This window comes from Bartonella sp. MU70NMGDW, assembly GCF_042194085.1.
In the GTDB taxonomy this organism is placed as follows: Bacteria; Pseudomonadota; Alphaproteobacteria; order Rhizobiales; family Rhizobiaceae; genus Bartonella; species Bartonella grahamii.
In genome coordinates this window covers 1-1,617 of the sequence record NZ_JBHIMK010000261.1, presented here as the reverse complement: position 1 = coordinate 1,617, position 1,617 = coordinate 1, and the positions used below count along the sequence as shown (strand labels likewise).

Sequence of the window (1,617 nt, the reverse complement as noted above, 5' to 3'; positions counted from 1 at the left end):
TAATACGGTCAGCGAGTCTTCCAGTGATGACAGTAAAAATCCCACAAAAAATAGCACCAACAATTTCGATTTGAAGCGCTTGATGAAATGGCAATTGCAAATGGTTTGTTGAATAGCTTAACAAATATGTAGTAACCAAGTAAAATAAAACAAAAGTTGCCATACCAGAAAATATTCCAAGAAATAAGATTCGTGGACATTTTAAAAAGACATCTATGATAGGAACTTTGACATGTTCTTTACTTTCAAGAGTTTTTTTGAATTGAACAGTTTCATTGATTGAAAGACGGACCCATAATCCTATAATCATGAAAACAACTGAAGCAATAAAAGGAATACGCCATCCCCAGGCTAAAAGTTCTGCACGATCAAGGAAATGTAACAGACCTAAATAAACAGCAATAGATAAAAACAAACCTATTGAAACGCCTAATTGGGGGAACATCGCATACCAGCCGCGCTTTTCTGGAGGGGCATTTTCTGTTGCGAGCAAAACAGCTCCTCCCCATTCTCCTCCTAATCCAATTCCCTGTCCAATACGGCACAAGGTTAAGAGGAAAGGGGCAAACCACCCAGCTATTTCATAAGTAGGAAGAAAACCAATAATGACTGTTGAAAGACCCATTGTGAGAAGAGAAGCGATAAGTGTTGCTTTTCTTCCAACTTTATCTCCAAAATGTCCAAAAACAACTGATCCAAAAGGGCGGGCAAAAAAGGCTGCTCCAAATATTAGGAAAGATTGTAAAATGGCAATCTGATCATTTTGTGTTGGAAAAAACACATGAGGAAATATAAGAGCTGCGGCAGTGCCAAAGACATAAAAATCAAAGAATTCAATTGTTGGGCCAATAAGGCTTGCAAATAAAATCCGACGAGGGGAGTTTCTGTTGCTTGTAGCTTTCATTTCTGAGTTTATAGACATGAATAGAACGTCCCTTTCAGTGTATGACAAATCAAATGACGAGTTAACTGAATATAACTATAGAAATTTCAAATCAGTGTCGAGTCAATATTATGACATTTCGTTATATATTAGAACAATGATTATGGATGATGAGTATGGAGAGGTGTTTTATATATTATCCAAATTGAATAAAATAAAGACATTGCTTTAAATGCTGTAGAAGATGGCAATAGGTGGCCATAAATGCAGCTCTCATTCACATTGCTGTTTCCTTTAAAGTTTAATGCCATTTTTATCTATTAAGGAATCAATCTTATTCGCAGATCAGTGTTTAGTGTCTCAAAATATTAAAAATATTTTTTATGGATGCAATTACAACACTTTTAAAGTGTATCTAGAACAAATTAAATCTTTTAGTTGTGCATGCATTTTAAAAAACATGGTGTATATCTGATCTGTCAGAGCTTAATCCATCGAATGCTTTGTTATCTTAAAAGACATGAGGTTGAGCAATTACATTATGTTTTTTTGGTCTATGCACTTTTTTCTAAATGGGGAAATTTAAATTTGAAATTATGGAGTGCGAATAATGCAGCGCAAATTTAAATTAAGTTTTTATGCATTAATGACCAGTGTTTTTTTTGTCAAGATTGCGAGTGCAGATGGAGTAGCGACACCAAAAGAAAAGTTATTAACACCAGTAAGTATCAGTG

1 protein-coding gene is annotated in these 1,617 nt (G+C 34.6%); it reads right to left on the bottom strand.

The features are described 5' to 3' along the window. The coding region (locus ACFIKE_RS10280; RefSeq protein WP_375649766.1) for an MFS transporter at window positions 1-922 on the bottom strand (922 nt) is incomplete at its 3' end. Between the last annotated feature and the right edge of the window lie 695 nt (window positions 923-1,617).